The sequence below is a fragment of the Aliivibrio salmonicida LFI1238 genome, from assembly GCF_000196495.1.
GTDB lineage: Bacteria > Pseudomonadota > Gammaproteobacteria > Enterobacterales > Vibrionaceae > Aliivibrio > Aliivibrio salmonicida.
In genome coordinates, this window is record NC_011313.1 from 1153722 (window position 1) to 1172810 (window position 19089).

17 protein-coding genes and 2 pseudogenes are annotated in these 19089 nt (G+C 36.6%); 7 read left to right on the top strand and 12 right to left on the bottom strand.

The genetic code is table 11. From position 1 onward, the window contains the following. Positions 1-27 precede the first annotated feature (27 nt). Together VSAL_RS24045 and VSAL_RS23100 are read right to left on the bottom strand one after the other, a co-directional pair. A pseudogene (locus VSAL_RS24045) lies at positions 28-156 on the bottom strand (glyoxalase); the annotation flags it as partial. Then, positions 153-1159, bottom strand: a protein-coding gene (locus VSAL_RS23100) for an IS630-like element ISVsa8 family transposase (protein ID WP_085941784.1) whose coding sequence is annotated in 2 segments (ribosomal slippage) — positions 153-781 and positions 781-1159 — 1008 coding nt in all. Because the reading frame shifts where the segments join, the coding sequence is not laid out codon by codon here. The gene VSAL_RS23100 and the pseudogene VSAL_RS24045, both read right to left, overlap by 4 nt. Positions 1160-1318: 159 nt before the next feature. Between VSAL_RS23100 and VSAL_RS21495 the strand changes: the two genes are divergently transcribed. Further along, a complete protein-coding gene (locus tag VSAL_RS21495) occupies positions 1319-2560 on the top strand; it encodes a GGDEF domain-containing protein (protein WP_012552280.1) in 1242 nt (413 codons plus the stop codon). A gap of 178 nt (positions 2561-2738) precedes the next feature. Here VSAL_RS21495 and VSAL_RS21500 read toward each other — a convergent pair whose 3' ends face one another. From VSAL_RS21500 to VSAL_RS23105, 4 genes are all read right to left on the bottom strand, one after another. Continuing rightward, positions 2739-3287 carry a disulfide bond formation protein B gene (locus VSAL_RS21500; RefSeq protein ID WP_012552281.1) on the bottom strand — a complete coding sequence of 183 codons (549 nt, stop codon included), beginning with the start codon at positions 3285-3287 and terminating at the stop codon, positions 2739-2741. Positions 3288-3295: 8 nt separating this feature from the next. Beyond that, complete coding sequence (locus tag VSAL_RS24050) at positions 3296-3451, bottom strand: DUF5993 family protein (protein ID WP_182699848.1); 156 nt, start codon at positions 3449-3451, stop codon at positions 3296-3298. Between the two features lie 624 nt (positions 3452-4075). Next, positions 4076-4528, bottom strand: coding sequence for an LIM domain-containing protein (locus VSAL_RS21505; RefSeq protein ID WP_044583613.1), 453 nt, complete (start codon positions 4526-4528; stop codon positions 4076-4078). Positions 4529-4558: 30 nt separating this feature from the next. Beyond that, a protein-coding gene (locus VSAL_RS23105; RefSeq protein ID WP_085941784.1) for an IS630-like element ISVsa8 family transposase occupies positions 4559-5565 on the bottom strand; the annotation gives its coding sequence in 2 pieces (ribosomal slippage) (positions 4559-5187 and positions 5187-5565; 1008 coding nt in all). 472 nt (positions 5566-6037) lie between these two features. Between VSAL_RS23105 and speF the strand changes: the two genes are divergently transcribed. Further along, the gene (gene speF, locus VSAL_RS21520) at positions 6038-8230 is read left to right on the top strand and encodes an ornithine decarboxylase SpeF (protein WP_012552282.1); all 2193 of its coding nucleotides are present in this window, start codon (positions 6038-6040) and stop codon (positions 8228-8230) included. Positions 8231-8280: 50 nt separating this feature from the next. Further along, positions 8281-9600: a putrescine-ornithine antiporter gene (potE, locus tag VSAL_RS21525; RefSeq protein ID WP_012552283.1), complete on the top strand. Its 1320-nt coding sequence runs from the start codon at positions 8281-8283 to the stop codon at positions 9598-9600. A 312-nt stretch (positions 9601-9912) separates the two neighbouring features. Here potE and VSAL_RS21530 read toward each other — a convergent pair whose 3' ends face one another. The 3 genes and pseudogenes from VSAL_RS21530 to VSAL_RS21535 all read right to left on the bottom strand — a co-directional run bounded on the left by VSAL_RS21530 (position 9913) and on the right by VSAL_RS21535 (position 11606). Further along, on the bottom strand, positions 9913-10524 hold the full coding sequence (locus tag VSAL_RS21530; RefSeq protein WP_012552284.1) for a toxin-antitoxin system YwqK family antitoxin: 612 nt from the start codon (positions 10522-10524) through the stop codon (positions 9913-9915). Positions 10525-10552: 28 nt separating this feature from the next. Beyond that, positions 10553-10681 (bottom strand): hypothetical protein, encoded by a 129-nt coding sequence (locus VSAL_RS24140; RefSeq protein ID WP_017023393.1) that lies wholly within the window; start codon positions 10679-10681, stop codon positions 10553-10555. 56 nt (positions 10682-10737) lie between these two features. Continuing rightward, positions 10738-11606 (bottom strand): annotated as a pseudogene (locus VSAL_RS21535) (LysR family transcriptional regulator). 113 nt (positions 11607-11719) lie between these two features. Between VSAL_RS21535 and VSAL_RS21540 the strand changes: the two are divergent. Beyond that, on the top strand, positions 11720-12913 hold the full coding sequence (locus VSAL_RS21540; RefSeq protein ID WP_173362154.1) for an MFS transporter: 1194 nt from the start codon (positions 11720-11722) through the stop codon (positions 12911-12913). Between the two features lie 12 nt (positions 12914-12925). Here VSAL_RS21540 and VSAL_RS21545 read toward each other — a convergent pair whose 3' ends face one another. From VSAL_RS21545 to VSAL_RS21555, 3 genes are all read right to left on the bottom strand, one after another. After that, positions 12926-14503 carry a sensor domain-containing diguanylate cyclase gene (locus VSAL_RS21545; protein ID WP_012552286.1) on the bottom strand — a complete coding sequence of 526 codons (1578 nt, stop codon included), beginning with the start codon at positions 14501-14503 and terminating at the stop codon, positions 12926-12928. A 356-nt stretch (positions 14504-14859) separates the two neighbouring features. Then, positions 14860-15399: an adenosyltransferase gene (locus VSAL_RS21550; RefSeq protein WP_012552287.1), complete on the bottom strand. Its 540-nt coding sequence runs from the start codon at positions 15397-15399 to the stop codon at positions 14860-14862. Between the two features lie 53 nt (positions 15400-15452). After that, positions 15453-16040: a hypothetical protein gene (locus VSAL_RS21555; protein ID WP_012552288.1), complete on the bottom strand. Its 588-nt coding sequence runs from the start codon at positions 16038-16040 to the stop codon at positions 15453-15455. A 341-nt stretch (positions 16041-16381) separates the two neighbouring features. Here VSAL_RS21555 and VSAL_RS21560 point away from each other — a divergent pair, with 341 nt between their 5' ends. The 3 genes from VSAL_RS21560 to VSAL_RS21570 are packed head-to-tail and all read left to right on the top strand — an operon-like array spanning position 16382 to position 19052. Further along, a complete protein-coding gene (locus VSAL_RS21560) occupies positions 16382-17236 on the top strand; it encodes an ABC transporter substrate-binding protein (RefSeq protein ID WP_231850948.1) in 855 nt (284 codons plus the stop codon). After that, the gene (locus VSAL_RS21565; RefSeq protein WP_044583614.1) at positions 17236-18276 is read left to right on the top strand and encodes a FecCD family ABC transporter permease; all 1041 of its coding nucleotides are present in this window, start codon (positions 17236-17238) and stop codon (positions 18274-18276) included. The genes VSAL_RS21560 and VSAL_RS21565 overlap by 1 nt, the downstream gene beginning before the upstream one ends. After that, positions 18273-19052: an ABC transporter ATP-binding protein gene (locus tag VSAL_RS21570; RefSeq protein ID WP_012552291.1), complete on the top strand. Its 780-nt coding sequence runs from the start codon at positions 18273-18275 to the stop codon at positions 19050-19052. Before VSAL_RS21565 ends, VSAL_RS21570 begins: the two co-directional genes overlap by 4 nt. Positions 19053-19089: the final 37 nt, after the last annotated feature.

Genomic DNA, 19089 nt, shown 5'->3' on the forward strand with positions numbered 1-19089 from the left:
TTTCATCGTTATTTACGTGATGGTGTGTTACTCATATTCTGATGAATACGTCTCTTCGTAGGTGTGTGAGTAAAGCTCAAATAAGTTGCCAAATGGGTCTTCTAAATACACCATTTTAGATGGGTTGTTATCGTCTTCTGGATGGTAAGTAGTCACGCAAAAGTTATTGTGAATTTTTCGCCGTAATAATTTAATATGTTTTTGATGTTAATACTGAGGTCTTCAAACGTTTTGAACGCTTCACATGGTAACCATTCATATTTTACTTTCTTCCACAATATCTCAATGATATTGAGCTCTGGAGAGTACGGTGGTAGATAACAAACTAATACATCATTCATCAACCACTCATGCAATTTTTGTTTAAATTTTGCTGACCTATGAAAAGAGGCATTATCTAAGATAATAAAGCATGGCTTATCGTTTTTTCGTGCGTTGATAAAGTGCTCAAATGCATCAATTACTGTATCGGTAGTTACTCTTCCTTCCGTTGTTTGAAAACTCAATTTACCTTGTCTACTTAAGAAGCCAAGAACATTGAGCCGTTTGCTGTGTGAATGAGCAGGCCTTAGCGATTGAACACCGATAGGTCCCCAACAATAAGGAAGATTAGATTTCTGACTAAAGCCTGACTCATCAAAATAAAAGAGTTCACATTTATTCGTACGTTCCATTTCAATCAATGAATTCAATATATTACTGAAATTATTGAATTTCATATCGTCACGCTTTAACTTTAATGAGTGTCGGGCTCTTTTGTAACTGTAATCACTTTTTTTATATTTCGTTTAATAGTGTCTAAGCTGGATTTTTTACCTGTTTCTTCTTCAAGTATTGCTTGTGCTCGTTTAAGTTGATGTGGCTCTTCATCAACCAATGACTTCAAACGATATACTTCTGCTTCTGTGTAAATAGGTTTTCTACCTATACGAACAGCGTCATACAATCCGAGCATTCCACAGGCTTCCCAATGGTCTATCCATGACGATATGGTCTCAAATTTAGCGTCTAAAATATCAGTTAACGCTAAAATAGAGTAGCCTTTATCACTGAGAATAATCGCATGTGCTCGTATTCTTACTCTATTTTTTGGATGATTAGCGATCGCTTCTTTTAGGGTTATTTTTTCATTGTCTGTTAAAGGATTAACTGCTTTCATTATGATATAGACACTGACGTTAAAATACTCATTTTAATACCATATGGATATATGGATATATGGTAAAGGCGAAATCTTCATTCTCGAAAACTTATCATTAACTACTTATTAACGTCTAACTACTTCCTTTCTAATGAAAAAAAATCATTTACTATTCTGGTGAATAAAATTGATAACGCGAAGAATATTACTTACCTAATCTCTCAATATATTGAAGGCAGACTATTAATTAAAGGTGCCTTTAAAAATGAAAAAGAAGTGAATGGAATCGTAGAGAATCTGAGTAAATTAAGGTATAGCACTTATGGGAATACGAATAGAACAGATAGAACAGATAGAACAAACCATATTATAGGCTTTCTTTACGACATTAACTACGATTTACCCTCTTTGATTAGGCGCGGTGGTGATAGTTACTACCGTTCATACAATGATGAATTCCTCTTTACAACTCGCCCTGTTGATGATTACAAAAAATTTTTTTCTAAAGATGCATGTGAGGTTCAAAAAACATGCTCATTATTTTCGAGTGAATTTTCATTAAAAGATAGAATTCTTGTTTCTAACATTTATGACAGTTATTTTGATGAGAGCAAATCAGTTATATCAATATCATCACCTGTTTATTTTCTTGGTAATGTCATTGGTGATTATAATATGGATGTAAATATAGCCAGTGATTTCTTATTAAATAAAAACATCAAATATATGGTGGATAAAAATTTAAAGAAAATAATTACGCTAGAGCAAAAAAACATATTTTTTAGGAACTTTTCATACTCTATAGAGCGAACAATTAGTAATAATTTAGTTATAAAATATAATATTCCTATGTATATCTTTTTCAAAGATACGTGGTTTATTTTCTTTTTATTCGTTTTTATTTCTTATCTATTTTTAGTGAAAAACATCAAAATTTCAAATAGTAAGAAAGAGTTAAGTGAAATGAGCGAAAAATCCAATATGGATGAGTTGACTAAAATTTCAAATCGAACGCTTTTATCCAAAATAAAAGAGAAAAATGATATGGATGATTGTCTGTCTGTGATCTCGATTGATGGTAACAACATAAAGAAGATCAATGACTCGTTTGGCCATCATATTGGTGATGAAGCGATTAAACATATTGCGTCGTCAATGCAATTTGTCTTTAGAGAAAATGATTACTTGTTTAGAATCGGAGGGGATGAGTTTCTGGTCATTTTAATGAATTGTCCTTTAGATAAGGCTCAAGAACTGGGGTATAAATTAAAAGAAAACACAAAAAATAAACCTTTTATTATTAATGATTTATCAATAACTATATCAACGGGGATTGTTAATAAAGATAAGAACATGACCATTGACGAAGCTTTGAAATTGGCGGATGTTCAGCTCTATAAAGATAAAAGAAATCAATAGCATGGCATCTTTTTGAGCTAAATACTGATAGTGTTGCAAGGCTCGCTGATAATATCGAGAAGTAGAATGGCAGGCTCAACACATTTATTTTTATTATATTGAATGAACATCATCGTTTAGCTATAAAAAACGGCACACTTTAGAGGTGCCGTTTATAGTTATGTTAATACGGTATTGGTTATGAAAACATATCCAATAACCAATAGCTCACAGGGTTATCTGGGCATTGGTATGGGCCACATTCTACAAAAGTAGAAAGGACATTAACCAGTACAGCAACAATAGCTAAGACGCAGGCGAATTTACCGAATGCATTCATTTGGTAAGTATCAGTAGACCAATCGTTATTCCAAAGCATAAGTAATACAGCAACACCCACAATCGCCATCATAAAGATAACAAATGCCCATGTGTAGTAATGCATACCTAAAATTGGGCTACCAAATCCTGGAGTTCCAGGGATCACGTGAAGTGATACTTGGCGTAATGCGGTTGCTGCACCAAACAGCGCACCGACAAGAATAACCCCGTAATGACGTTGTTGCGTGCCATAAATAATGTTTAGCATAAAGCCAAACATAACCATAACAAAACCAACTCTCTGAAGCAGACAAAGCGGACAAGGAAGCTCATTCCAAGCGACCTGAAGTACTGAACCCATCAATAATACAAACGTAATACCGAGCAGGCCAAGGATATTTAATAACGTTACATTTTTACTGTTCATACATGCACCTATAATAAAATGGACAGAGGATCTGTCGCGTGATGATGAAACCAGAACAAGCCAATAATGACCGATACCGTAAATAGAATGTAACTGATATTTTTTTTGCCACTAAACGCGCAGAGCATCGCAACGAGTAGTAGCAAGAAGATTAAACTCATCATAAGTTAACACTTCCCTTAAGTTATTATTTTGATTAATTACCCTAAATCATTACGTTGATTTATGAGTACCTGACTTTATTTTTACTTTCTGAGATCTTAAATATAGATTAAAAATTACATAAATTCATAACGTTGAATTGCAATGGTCAATCTGATCTACTTTTTCATCAACCAGTCTAAAAGAAGTCAGTAGGCTTGTAGAGTCACTTTATTGGAGCGGAAGAGATATTTACGGTGTTTTAGCTGAAAAGTTCAAATCTGATAGGTACTATCAATAATAATGATTCTTATGGTGATTTACTCAATCAAATTTAACATTTAAGATCTTAACCAGAGTGTTGAAATGGTATTTTTTTGAGTAGAGGTTGAATCACATGTGAAGATAAATAATATAATGAACAGATAAATAAAAATATATTTGATACTTTTATGAAAAAAGTGAACATATCCGCTTAGTTATTAAACAAATGTTTATGACTGAATTCCCACTAAAAATGGAATATAATTTTTAACTTTTAACGATCTAGCGTAGTGCTCTATATATGGTGTATATTTCTTGTTATCAAGGTGGGTATATTGTTGGCATGTTTATATTATCTTTATAATCTAATTAATTGAGTGCTTTTATTTTTTAGTATATAAATAATGTGACAAATAAATACCTTTGTTCTGCCAAGAATAATATCTTACTGCTGAATCTTTACTCGAATACATTGTTTTTTTACATTTCATACACTCAATAAAATATATCCCTTCTTTTATTTTCATTACATGTAAATTTCTTGAATGACATTTAGAACAGCTTAATCTATTTATTTTTGACGCTTTATCTATTTTTCTACAGAAAGATTCTAGATCATCATTTTCTAGAGATTTGTATATTCCTTCCGATTTTTCCTCTTTTGAAATCAAGCTATTAATGGCAAATGAGTAAATTGCTGGTATTTTGCATGCATTTGATTCTATGCTATTTATTTTAGATAAAGGTACTCCAAACAGTTTTGCAAGGTAAGCAGTATTAAGTTCAAGTAAAAAACGAGCAGCAATGAATTTATAATACGTATTAATATCATACATAGCTATTTCCCTATATTAATTACTAAGTAGTCACGCAAAAGTTATTGTGAATTTTTCGCCGTAATAATTTAATATGTTTTTGATGTTAATACTGAGGTCTTCAAACGTTTTGAACGCTTCACATGGTAACCATTCATATTTTACTTTCTTCCACAATATCTCAATGATATTGAGCTCTGGAGAGTACGGTGGTAGATAACAAACTAATACATCATTCATCAACCACTCATGCAATTTTTGTTTAAATTTTGCTGACCTATGAAAAGAGGCATTATCTAAGATAATAAAGCATGGCTTATCGTTTTTTCGTGCGTTGATAAAGTGCTCAAATGCATCAATTACTGTATCGGTAGTTACTCTTCCTTCCGTTGTTTGAAAACTCAATTTACCTTGTCTACTTAAGAAGCCAAGAACATTGAGCCGTTTGCTGTGTGAATGAGCAGGCCTTAGCGATTGAACACCGATAGGTCCCCAACAATAAGGAAGATTAGATTTCTGACTAAAGCCTGACTCATCAAAATAAAAGAGTTCACATTTATTCGTACGTTCCATTTCAATCAATGAATTCAATATATTACTGAAATTATTGAATTTCATATCGTCACGCTTTAACTTTAATGAGTGTCGGGCTCTTTTGTAACTGTAATCACTTTTTTTATATTTCGTTTAATAGTGTCTAAGCTGGATTTTTTACCTGTTTCTTCTTCAAGTATTGCTTGTGCTCGTTTAAGTTGATGTGGCTCTTCATCAACCAATGACTTCAAACGATATACTTCTGCTTCTGTGTAAATAGGTTTTCTACCTATACGAACAGCGTCATACAATCCGAGCATTCCACAGGCTTCCCAATGGTCTATCCATGACGATATGGTCTCAAATTTAGCGTCTAAAATATCAGTTAACGCTAAAATAGAGTAGCCTTTATCACTGAGAATAATCGCATGTGCTCGTATTCTTACTCTATTTTTTGGATGATTAGCGATCGCTTCTTTTAGGGTTATTTTTTCATTGTCTGTTAAAGGATTAACTGCTTTCATTATGATATAGACACTGACGTTAAAATACTCATTTTAATACCATATGGATATATGGATATATGGTAAAGGCGAAATCTTCATTCTCGAAAACTTATCATTAACTACTTAACCAATAATATATTGGCGTTTAAAAATACAATTGTTTGTTTTTATTATCTCAATCGAGATATTTATTTTTAGAATATAAATTACGGATTGAAATAATGCAACCGTATATTTACAGTATGATATAAATGTCAACTATGTTAAAAAGGTTAAATTTAGTGATGGATTATATAACCATCTTAATTATTATGCGTGCGTAAATATCACCTTTAATTTTTAAATGAAAGTAATGAAATCGTATATTTATAAAATAAATTATTAATAATATTAATATTGTGAATGAGATCAACAAATTACTCTTGATGTTGTTCTTCATATTCTAAATCTTTTAATTTCGCTTCTGTCATTCAAACAGAAGAAATTAATTATGAAAAATTTAAGTATTGCGATAAGTAATAATCTTGGTGATTACTTCATGCCTCTCGCTGATATGTTGGTTGAAACGTTTAACCGAGAATTAAGACCGATTGATACTGTCGCATTAACGGATGTGAGTGCTGTTATTCTTTCCCTTGATGATGTGTCAGGTAAGGTACATCAACAAATTGAAGAAACGTGTTATGGCATTCCAGTTTTTGTTATTTGTGGTGATGGTACTCGCCAACTTTGCTCTTGTGATTATGCAAAAGTAACCAGTGTTATTGATTTAACTCAACAATCTATCTCATATTATTGTCGTCAAATTAACGAAGCTGCTCATAAATACGAATCAAAAGTGTTGCCACCATTTTTTGAAAAAATAACCCGGTATGTTGATCAAGGGAATGCGGCGTTTGATTGTCCCGGACACCAAGGAGGACAGTTTTTCAAAAAACACCATGCTGGTAAACAGTTTTATGATTTCTTTGGCGAGAATTTATTTCGAAGTGATTTATGTAATGCGGATGTGGCATTAGGGGATTTGTTAATCCATGAAGGTCATGCGTGTGCAGCACAAAAACACGCAGCAAAAGTGTTTAATGCAGATAAAACGTACTTTGTTCTTAATGGGACATCTGCATCAAACAAGGTTGCTTGTAATGCAATTTTAACTCCGGGAGATTTGGTGCTATTTGACCGAAATAACCATAAATCAAATCATCACGGTGCGTTATTTCAAGCGGGTGGGATTCCTGTTTATTTAGAAACAGCTCGAAATCCATACGGATTTATTGGTGGCATTGATGAACATTGTTTTGATGAAAGTTATATTCGCGGTCAAATTGCAAAAACAGATCCAGAAAGAGCAAAAGAAGAACGTCCATTCAGAATGGCGATTATTCAACTAGGAACCTACGACGGTACGATTTATAACGCGCGTTTTGTAATGGATAAAATTGGCCACTTATGTGACTACATTTTATTTGATTCTGCATGGGTAGGCTACGAGCAATTTATTCCAATGATGAAAGATTGCTCTCCATTATTGTTGGATTTAAAACCTGAAGATGCAGGTGTTTTGGTTACTCAATCGGTTCATAAGCAACAAGCTGGTTTTTCTCAAACCTCCCAAATCCATAAAAAAGACCGTCATATCAAAGGACAAGCTCGTTACTGTAATCATAAACGCTTTAATAATGCCTTCATGATGCATGCGTCAACCAGCCCATTTTATGCTTTATTCTCAGCATTAGATGTGAATGCCAAAATTCATGATGGTGCATCTGGCCGTAAGTTATGGCATGAGTGTGTAAAAATTGGTATTGAAACGCGTAAAGAATTATTGAATAGCTGTGAATATATTACGCCATTTATTCCTGAAATAGTTGATGGCCAATTATGGCAGGACTATGACACGGAATTAATTGCAAATGAGAAAAAATTCTTCTTATTTAATCCTGAAGACACATGGCACAAATTTGAAGGTTACGGTAAGGAACAATACTTTGTTGATCCATGTAAATTGTTATTAACGACAGCGGGGATTAATGAACACGGGGATTATGCTGAATTTGGTATTCCAGCAACGCTACTCGCTAACTTCTTACGTGAAAATGGCATTGTTCCTGAGAAGTGTGATTTGAATTCTATTTTGTTCTTGCTTACACCTGCTGAAGACATGGCAAAAATGCACCAACTGGTGGCGCAAATTAATCGCTTCGAACAATTTGTGAAAGAAGATGCTCCATTGCAAGTGGTGTTACCAACCGTGTATGAAGCAAATAAAGATCGTTATAAAGGTTATACAATTCAACAGTTATGTCTTGAAATGCATAATATGTACCGTGAGTTGAATGTAAAAGAGCTGCAACGTTGTATGTTCCGTGAGGCCTATTTCCCTGAAATGAAAATGCTTCCTCAACAAGCAAACACTCAGTATTTCCGTGGAGAGTGTGAATACGTAGAACTGAAAGAAGCAACGGGACGAATCGCCGCTGAAGGTGCACTTCCTTATCCTCCGGGTGTGCTATGTGTGATCCCTGGAGAAGCGTGGACCAGCCAAGTTACCCAATACTTCTTAGCATTAGAAGAGGGGATTAACCAGTTCCCAGGATTCGCTCCTGAAATTCAAGGTGTTTATTTAGAAGAAGTAAATGGCCGAACTACCGCATTTTGTTATGTCCTTAACGAATCAAACTAACAACTAATGAACGTGGTGGGATCTCCTGCCACGTCACTCAGGGTGATCTTATGACACAAAAATCTAAAATGGGCGTAGTTCAACTTACGGTCCTTACTTTTATTAACATGGCTGGATCCGGCATTATTATGCTGCCAAGTAAATTGGCACAAGTGGGTTCCATCTCAATTATTTCTTGGCTTGTTACTGCGATTGGTTCCATGAGTTTAGCGTATGTTTTTGCCAAATGTGGGCGATTTAGTAAACGTCCGGGTGGTATGAATGGTTATGCCTCTTATGCTTTTGGTGATTCAGGCGCGTTCATGGCGGGATGGACTTATGGTCTTTCTTTATTGATTGCGAACATTGCGATTGCGATTACGTCGGTGGGTTATGCCCAAGCGTTCTTTGAGATCTCATTGACTCCGATTCAAACGTGTATAGCAACGATTAGTGTGTTGTGGTTATGTACTGTTGCAAATTTTGGTGGCGCAAAAGTAACAGGACAAATTGGTACTTTTACGGTATGGGGCGTTATTTTACCTGTATGTAGCTTAGGAATAATTGGATGGTTCTGGTTTAGTCCTGAAATGTACGTTAACTCTTGGAATCCACACAGTTTACCCTTTGGTGATGCGGTGAGCGCATCGATAGCTATGACGCTTTGGGCGTTTTTTGGGTTGGAATCTGCATGTGCAAACAGTGACTCTGTTGAAAATCCAGAGAAGAACGTTCCTATCGCAGTGCTTTGCGGTACGTTAATTGCGGCGGTGGTTTATATTGTTTCTACTAACATTTGTGCGGGTATTGTTGAAAATGGAGCTCTAGCAGCATCAACGGCACCATTCAGTTTGGTATGGCAAGTTATGTTAGGGTCTTGGGCTGGTAAAGCGGTTGCTGGTTTAGCTGTGATTGCATGTACTGGGTCTTTACTAGGGTGGCAGTTTACTATCGCCTCTGTGTTTAAAAGCTCGGCTGATGAAGGTTTCTTTCCAAAGGTATTCTCTGAAATTGATAAACGAGGAACACCTGTAAAAGGAATGATCATTATTACGGTGATTCAAACGGTATTATCGCTAATGACAATCAGTCCAACGTTGAACGAGCAATTTGAATCGTTAGTCAACTTAGCGGTGGTTACCAACGTCGTGCCTTATATCCTATGTATGGCAGCTATCTTCATTATGCAAAAGTTCGCTCATGTTAGTAAAAAAGAGATGAGTAAAACGAATTTTATTGCGGTTGTGGCGGCAGTATACAGTTTTTATGCTCTTTATGGGGCGGGTTATGATGCAATGATGTGGGGGTCTATTGTTACTTTCCTTGGTTGGACTATGTATGGTTTTATTGCATACAAACATGAAGACGTAGAAGCAGAAGAAGTTAGATAGAAGTGGATACTGTCTCATTAAAATACGTTGACGATTTTTAATTAGAAGCTAAGTGCTCATGCGCTTAGCTTTTTTATACACTTGATTTGGCGTCTTCATTTCAATCAATCATTGGTGGGTTAATGTTATTTTCATTTAACGTAAACGGATAAACTTTGAGTAATATTGTGTACCTTGATCTGAATCGATAAATAATGAGCCTACAAATAAAAAGCCCTTATGTACTTTGTGTGCATAAGGGCTTTATTTTTGTAGGGCGAACTTTTTGTTATTGCATTAACGTTAACTATTAATTGTTATAAAATCTGTTGATTAGCTCTCTGGTAACCATGTTTGTTCAGAAACGACTTTTTGATTTTTGAAGGTTAATTGTTCTACTTTATCACCATGATTATTCCAATGAGTGAGTGAACCGTCTTTGATTTTTCCTTCATCATAGCTTGCTTGAGTCGCTTTCTTACCATTTGCATAGTAGCTGGTGTATTGGCCGTCTTTTTGGCCATCATCGTAGCTAATGGTTAGGTTTTTCTCGCCGTTGTCATACCAACGCGTTGCTTTTCCATCTAGCTTATTATTCTTGTAAGTGAACTCTGTTTTTTTCTGGCCATTTGCATACCAAGTTTGCATTACGCCTTCAAGCTTACCGTCGTTATAGTTCAGCTTAGAGGCCATTTGACCGTTCGGGTACCAATTACTTTCGGTGCCTATTTCTAACCCTTTATTAAATTCCACTTTTGTTGATATTTGTCCGTTATCGTATTTTTGAACAAACTGACCAGTATAAGGGTTGTCTTGATTCACTTGATAAGCAACACCGTTACGCATTTGTAAATAATCAGCAGTATCTGCCTTTGGCGCTGTTGCCGCATAGCTAGCACCAGAAACTGCACTAAGAGCAAGTAGGACAGGAATATATTTCTTCATTGTGGCACCTCATTTTTTGGCTAACATTTCACATTCGTTGCGTGACTTTTAACTTAATATTGCTTTCATCATTTTTATTATTTTGATGTTGAAAGCTAAGCTGGTATTCAATATTCCACTTATTTTCGTTAATGTCAGTACCGAATTTGGTAGTCATATTTTCCATTTATGAGGGCTTAATTTGGGGAACTTTTAGTGAAATTTAAGGTAGTTCTAGTGGTTTTGTTTCACAAAGTCTAAGAAGGTTCGGTCTGCTTTTGAGAGATAACCATTCTTTCTCCACGCAATAGAGATATCTAAAAATATAGGGTCACTAAAAGGAATAGAGACAATATCAGGTTCGTTTTCTGTGGCTAACTCAAGTAATGCACTGATAGCGAAATCCCGTTTTACAATTTTCAAAATAACAGGTAATAGGTTGGTTTCAAAGAAAAATAGGCAGTTAAGTTCTCTTGCTCACATATGGCATCTAGTCTTTCTCTGTGAAAGTAGCCTTGTTTAAACATCACTAACTCTTGAGAGAAGAACTCTTTAAAAGATAAGGTTTTCTTTTTTGAAAATTCGTGGTCTGTGCTTACCACCGCAACCATTTGAGACCGAACTAAATGGTCCGAATCGAGTGCTTCGGGTAAGTCACGAACTTGAGTAATGCCTAAATCTATCTCCCCATCGAGCAGCATTTTTTGTATAGATTGTGCGCCTGCTTCAATCATGGTGAGTTTTAATTTTGGGTATCGACTTTTGAAGGCCATTAAAACATCAGGGAAATAATAAGTCCCCATAATACTAGGGACTCCTAATCGTACTTCCCCTTTCTCTAGTCCTCTTAGTTCTTTCATTGCAAGAGTTGCATCATCCAATTGTTGAAGAATGAGTTTTGCATGAGTCAGTAAAATTTCACCTTCATGGGTGAGTGCTATTTTTCGTTCATTGCGACGAAAGAGTTCAAGCTCTAGCTTGTTTTCTAATTTCTTTATTGCAACACTGAGCGCAGGTTGCGCAATATGCAGTGCTTTGGCTGCATGAGTAATATTTTGATGTTCTGTAACTGCAACAAAGTACCTTAGTAATCTTGTATCCATCCGCATTGCCTCGCCATAACTAAAAACTATCAAAACGATAATTATTATATATTTTCACTATTCCAATGAACTTGCTACTGTTTTGATATTGTTTCCTAATGATGATCACTAAGATGATTGAATTTCGCAGTCGAGCGTATTATCAAGTAAGTGCCGCATTGGCCTTTGGTTCGTTTTTGGTGTTTTGTAATTTGTATTTGTTTCAACCAATGCTTCCTGCACTGGCGGATCATTTTGCGGTATCTGCAACTAAAATTAACGGGCTACTTGCCGCTGGAACATTCACTCTTGCGTTAATGCTACTGCCTTGGGCTATTGCTTCTGAGATGATAGGGCGTCGAAAAATCCTATTAATCAGTCTATTTTTATTGCCAGTGATCGGATTAACGCCATTACTAACGAACAGCCTAATGTTGTTGATTATTAGTCGGGGGTTAATGGGGATGGCATTGGCAGGTTTTGCTGCGGTAGCGGTGGCTTATATGGCAGAAGAGTTTTCGGCCAAAGCATTCAGTCATGCCATTGGTGCTTACATTAGTGCAAATTCTTTAGGTGGGATCTCTGGTCGTATTTTTGGAGGCATGGTTACCGACCATTTTGATTGGCAAACTGCTGTGTTTTGCATGGCGGTACTCAGTTTAGTGGGGGCTATCATCGTGGCGCTTGTACTTCCGAAGAAAGAGAAACCACGAGATAATGCGCCTTCGTTATCTCAATATCATCGAATTATCTTTCAACATTTAAGAAATAAGAAAATCTTGTTTGCGATGCTCATTGGTGGCGTTAATTTCGCTTTGTTTGTGAATTTATACACCGTAACAGGGTTTCGATTGGTAGCCGAACCTTACTCTTTGCCAATCAGTATCGCTTCTATGATTTTCTTGTGCTATTTGTCTGGCACGATCAGCTCAAGACTGGTTGGAATGTGGTGTCACCGTTTTAGTGCGGTATCTGGGATGTTTCTTGGTTCGTTGATCAGTTTATGTGGGATGTTAATTGCAAGTAATAGCTCATTAGTTGTGATTCTAATTGGTTTGAATGTATTAAGTTTTGGTGCTTTTTTTACACATTCGTTGGCGTATGGGTGGGTGAGTCAGCAAGCAGTAACGGCTAAATCGACAGCGACGGCGTTATATCTGGTTCATTATTATGTGAGCGGGAGCCTTGGTGGATTCTATTTGATGTATTGTTGGCAGCACGGTGGTTGGGATAGGGTTATTTTTGGCGCAGGTGCATTGTATAGCGTGATATTTTGGTTATGTTGGCGTTTGTATCACCACACCCATACCAAGGCGGCATGGGCATAGTAGAAGATAAGATTAAAGACTAAAAATTTGGAATCCATTTTTTCCTGAACGTTTGATGTAATACATTGCTTCATCGGCGTTATGCATTAGAGCATTGATGTTTGTGCCGTGTTCAGGGAAGAAGGCAACGCCAATACTGGTGTTGAGCATGTATTGTTTATCATCAAGGGTGAGTGGTTGATGGGATAAATACAAATACGCTTCAACCTGTGCAATGACTTCTTGTGTGTCATTAACATCATAAATCAGGACTGCAAATTCATCCCCACCAATACGAGAAACATACGCATTAATAGAGAAGGCATATTCTAAATTCTTAGAGATTGCTTTTAATGCCAGATCTCCAACGCTATGACCAAAGCTGTCATTGAGATCTTTAAAGCCATCAAGATCAATATAGATTAGCGCTAGCTTTGATTCAAATCGTCGGGCGTGTTGCATTTTCCAATGGAATAATTTTTTAAAATACCCGCGATTAATTAAGCCAGTCAAACTGTCGTGATGTGCCAATTTTCGTATTTCATTATGATCGATGCGTTTTTTAAGTTGCAGCTGCGCGATAATGTAAGACATGCACAATGAGAATAGGATCATACTGCCTAAAATATGCAAATCATTCGATGAGGTATTCGCAATGGTCCATTTTGTTGAATTCGGCACAAAAGTGATTAAACGCCAACACGTATCTTGTTTAACAATGTGAATTGAATTAGATGAATCGATATTTTTTGGGTACGAGAATACCGAATCAAAAGTAAGCACGCCAGAGCTGATATCAACTTGGCCTGACGCTTTGTGATTTAAACAACGGTATGTTTCTGGGTAAATAGCGGAGTATTTTTTCTCTTCATTATTAGGAAACATGAAGGCAAATTCTAACTCTGGTCTTCTGTCATAGAATAAGAAGTAATCGTTATGATTGATCAGCATATGATGATCATGTTGGTTCAAATTAAATATTTTCAATCCATCCAATAAGTGTTCTGCTAAGTAGTTGAGTATAACAATTCCACGTTTTTGACCATTGTCATCATAAACAGGCGTGGCAAGACGGAGCATCGGCTTGTGCGGGATTTCTATCTCGCCGTGCTCAATGTTGAGATCAAGTGCTGAGATGTAAACATCGCCATCATGCAGCTTTAAACTGTCTTTCACGTAATAACGATTCGCTTTATTTTGTAATTGTGCTTTAGGAACAATAGAAGGATCTCCGTCATTATAATTAACACGGATAATTTCATTGCCTTTTAGATCAATATAACGAAGTTGGTCATACAAACCTTTACGTAAACTTAATGCAAGTGCATTGGCTTCTGTGAGCTCAATGAGTTTTTTATTATGGGAATTATAGGCATGATTAATCTCAATAAAGTCAGACAATAGTAAGAGGTCTTGACCGATACTATCAAGAGTCATTGAGATGTATTTCTTTTGCGCAGCAATAATTGCTTTCTGTTCAGATTTTATTTTGTTAACGTTTATTTCATTCTCTGAGTACTTGTAAAAATAGAAAACAGAAAATAACAAAGAAAAGAATAACACGATAAAACGTGGCCAAAAAAAGAAGGTATTAGGCTTATTTAATTCCATGACGTAAATCGCTTACAAAAAATTAACAAATAATAAGGTAATTCAGCGATATACCGCATAAATTATGCGAGGAAAATCACTAAATTGGAAAGGGTAACGTGAGGAGAGACTTTATAATATATGAGCAGGTCTATCAATACTTATGGAATAGTTAATGAATATTAATTGATCTATTTTGTATAAATAATAAGGATTATTCAAAATAAATCGTTATTCATTCACCGTGATTACATCGTTGACATAACGGCAACAAAATTCGCCATTAATTAGAATGTTAATAAGTATTTAATATATTTATTGGTTTTCCTGTATACATTCAGTTAAGAAAACCAATAAATTATTAGGTCAATTAGGGTTTAATTTTTTGGCATTGGATAATTAATGCTGATGTATTCTGGTTCTTCTATTCCAGAATCTTGATTTAATACTCGAGTCAACGCAAAGTAATAATTCGCAAGTACATTCGCAAAACGAGGCAGTGTTTCTGGGATTTTTTTCGTGGTTAATTTATCTACTTGAACGAGTGCTCGAACCACTTTTTTACTTAAACTACGGCATTGGTGCAATTGGATTACTGCACCTGTACCTCTTGGTAATACAAAGCGTTTTGCATCATCGGTTACTTGGGATTTAAAGTGATATAAATCCGTGAGCAGTTCTTGAATATCGTCTTCAAAAATGCCACATTTTCCACGAATAGAACCATTCAAATTAAAGATTTTTGGCTGTAAACGTTCAAGTGATTCTCGAACCTCGCCTGAGGCTAATTGAGATAAAGCCAACCCCGTATAAGTACATAACTCATCGGTTAAAATTTCAAAATCACACAGTGGGCTGTCTTCAAAAATGAAAGGGTATGAAAGTTCACCAACCACACCTGATGCTTTTAGGGCCATAATTAAATCACTTTGTTATCAATAATAATTGACGCTATTTTATCACGTCTACTCTAAGATTGATTATCCTTTTCTTGGCTTAGTAGCTGCAAAATGTTGTCGTGATTTTTGTTGGTCATTTCAAGAGATAAGGCGGAATTTTCGATGGCTTTTGCCATGGTTGAAATATTGGTGGTGGCTTGCAATAAGGTGTTTTGCAGTGGGCGAAGAATAAACCAATAGAAGCAGGCAATAATGGTGACTAAGGCAAGAACAACAAGAGAGAGTAACAAAATAACTTTAAAAGTCAGATCATCAAAAAATTGTGAGCTGCTTTCTGAGAGTGTTTCTTTAGATTGCTTTAGAAAGGTCGGCAGTGTTCTAAGGGAATTGGATGAAATATCAACCAGATTATTAATATTTTCAATCGTTTGGTAAATGTGTTCTTGCTGCTCTGGTGTGAGGTTTCTATTTTTTGCGATTAGCTCAAGGGAGTTGGCCATTTTTTGCATCGCTTGTGCGCCTTGTTCGGCCGATTGCTCAAGGCCTTTTATATCAACAGTGGCATTAATGCTGACGAGTGGCTGAGTGATTTGTTCTTCAGTATTGGCAAAACTAACAGAAGCGAACATGGTTAATAGAAGCAACAACGTGTATTTCATTTTTTATCCCTTGAGTAATACATCCTATTATAGAGTCACTATAGAAAGAAATCGCTTCTATTACTATGGGTTAGCCCGAATTAAACAAATGGTTTCAGGGTTTAAAGATAGAATATAGTGCCGCAGCAAAGTACAATACGCCCCATCTTCGGAATACGGTGAAACTCCGTAACGGGCGCGCCACTGTAAGAATACATTGAGTATTTAAGTCAGATACGAAGGGTTCGGTTTACAAGAAGTAAACTATTTTACTAGGTACGCGATTTACAGGAGTTACCATGCATTGGCCGGCGTTTAAATCTTTTCTCATCACGTTTTCGTTATTCTTGTCATTCTCATCAATGGCTGACACCATATATCCGCTCTCTTTAACCGATGGTTTAGGCAATCAAGTCATCATTGAAAAAGAGCCAATTAAGATCTCATCGAAAACGTTGTTTACTGACGCGGTATTATTAGAATTGGTTGATAATAATCGCTTATCCAGTCTAACTGATTTAGCGGATAACCCAAACTACTCAGCAGTAAAAGACATTCTTCCTAAATCGGTTCCGCTATTGGCGCTTAATGTAGAAATGATCATTGCGAATCGCCCTGATATCGTTTTTGCTGCTAATTGGAGCGATGCTTCAAAATTAGCCATTATTGAAAGTGCAGGTATTCCTGTTTATAGAATTCAAACCCCAAAAACTATCGCTGAAATTGAAGCCGAGATTTTACGTGTTGGTGATATTGTTAATCGCCGAGACGCTGCAGAAAAAGTGATTGAGATGATGCATTCTCGATTACGTAATCATTTAATTCACCCTAAGAAGGCGCTAAGAGCTCTTGATTATAATCCTTGGGGAACCTCAAGTGGCCAAGATTCCACGTGGGATGAAGTATTAGAACAAGCGGGATTAGAAAATGCGATTGAAGGGTTAGTCAGTGATAAATATGGGCAAGTGCCAGTATCAAAAGAAATGGTGATTGTGCTTAATCCTGATGTGTTGTTTATTCCGGCTTGGGTTTATGGCGATGATAATGGCGCTGAGAAATTTAGACAAACGATCTTATCTGATCCGTCATTACAATCGGTAACGGCGATCAAAGAAGGGCGGGTTTATCAAATGCCACATGTATTAAGAAGTGTGTATAACCAGTACATTGTTGATGCAATCCTATTCGTTAACCATTCTGCCTATAAGAAACAATGATGCCATTTTATCGATTAACGTCATTTCAAATATTGGTTTCAGTCAGCCTATTTATTGGGTTGTTTTTCACTTATCTAAGTGTCGGAGCTGTTCATATTCCAATTATAGATATACTTGCTATGTTTAAAAGCTATGTGCTTGGTGGCAGTGAATTGGCTGCGAAAGAGCATCCTTTGGCCTCTGCCATTGTGTTGCATATTCGATTACCAAGAGCCTGTGCCGCAATATTAGCGGGTGGGGCATTGGCATTAGCGGGTGCATGTACGCAAGGCTTATTTAAAAACCCACTCGCGAGTCCTGATGTATTGGGGGTCAGTTCGGGCAGCAGCTTTGGTGCAGTGGTTGCGATAGTGACGGGCTTTTCATTTATGAACCCAATGTGGTTGCCAATTTTTACCACGGTGGGTGCGTTGGCAGCATCCGCGTTTATTTATGTGTTGGCTTCACGTCATTCATCTTCTCAAATTTTGTTTTTAATCTTAACGGGGTTGGCATTATCTAGCTTGCTTGGCGGAGCTAGAATGGGTCTGCTATTAATGGCTCAACAATACGAAGTTAGCCAATTTGTGTTTTGGGCAATGGGGGGCTTAGATGGGCGCATGTGGCAACATTTGTTATGGCCTGCTCCCGTGATTATTGTTGTGTCTATATTGCTGCTCAAAGAAAGTCGTTCATTGAATTTGTTAGCCTTGGGTGAAGAAAGTGCTCACGGAATGGGGTTAAACATCAAGAAAACACGCTTTAAATTATTGATGTTTGCAACGCTGCTTACCGCGATGTCGATAGCGATTGCAGGGCCGATTGGATTCATTGGGTTAATGGTGCCGCATTTGGTGCGTTTGCTTGTTGGCCCTGCTCATGAAAAGTTATTGCCATTCTCAGCTATCTTCGGTGTGATTTTCTTACTTGTGTGTGATTTGTTAGGTCGCTGGATTATCGCGCCAAACGAATTAAAAGCGGGGATCATTACCTCCTTCATTGGTGGTTGTTACTTCATTGGCTTGATTATTCGATTTCAAAGAAAGGGGCGTTTAGCATGAAGCCATTATTAACCGTCTCTAATTTGAGTTACCAAGTGGGAGCCAAAACGCTACTAAAAGACATTTCCTTTTCGATGAGTGCAGGTGAACTGGTTGGCGTGATAGGGCCTAATGGCGCAGGTAAAAGTACGTTAATGAAATGCATTAGTGGATTTCAAGCGTATTCACAGGGAGAGATCATTATTGATGGCGAATTGCTATCTAGCCTTTCTCATATTGACCGAGCATTAAGTATGAGTTATTTACCTCAATACAGCGAAGCAGCATTCCCATTCAGTGTGATGGAAACCATAGGATTAGGTTTTCATGCAAAGCAACAGAAAACACTGATCTCTAAAGCGGTGATTGAAGAGCAAAGCCAAGCCGCATTAGAAAGAGTCGGTATTGGGCATTTACATCATCGTACCGTGACTGATTTATCGGGCGGTGAGAAGCAGCTTGTTCACTTTGCTCGTTTATTGGTGCAAGGTACGCCATTAATGCTGCTTGATGAACCGACAGCCAGTTTGGATATTGGTCATGAATCGCAGTTAATGAATGTGCTTCATCAAGAATGTAAAAACGGAAAGTCAGCCTTGGTTGCGATTCACAACCTTAATACGGCCGCAGAATTTTGTGATCGCTTAATTTTGATTAATAACGGTGAAGTGATGGCAGAAGGTAAGCCTAATGAAGTATTGAGTGAAGAGAATATCCGATCTTTATATCAAGACTTAGTGATGGTTTCTCATCATGCAGTGACAGGAAATACGATAGTCTCTCCGTATAAAAAGTAATTCAACATTTAGATAGTAAACATAAAAAATCCAGAGC